The organism is Rhodococcus sp. IEGM 1307 (genome assembly GCF_030056915.1).
GTDB classification, from domain to species: domain Bacteria; phylum Actinomycetota; class Actinomycetes; order Mycobacteriales; family Mycobacteriaceae; genus Rhodococcus_F; species Rhodococcus_F opacus_D.
In genome coordinates this window covers 1-216 of sequence record NZ_JASHKW010000135.1, presented here as the reverse complement: position 1 = coordinate 216, position 216 = coordinate 1, and the positions used below count along the sequence as shown (strand labels likewise).

The 216-nt window shown below is 79.2% G+C and carries 1 protein-coding gene; it reads left to right on the top strand.

Annotated features, from left to right (window positions below; all coding sequences use genetic code 11):
• Positions 1-216, top strand: a 216-nt coding sequence (locus tag QM841_RS43070) for a hypothetical protein (protein ID WP_283336817.1), incomplete at both ends; no start/stop codon positions are given.

The following is a 216-nucleotide window of genomic DNA, read 5'->3' as shown; positions in this document are numbered from 1 at the left end:
GCCGGCTCCCGCTTCGGAAACACGTACGAGGGCGCGAACTTCCCGCTCCTCGCATCGCACCTGGAGGTCGCCGCCGGCTCGCCCGCCCCGTACGGACGCTCACCCGGGCAGCACCGCCACCGCCGCCCCGCCGCCTCCGCCCCCGCCGACGCCGCCGCCCCCCCCCGCGCTGCCCGCGCACGCCGCCACCCCTCACCCCGAGCACGAACTCTACGG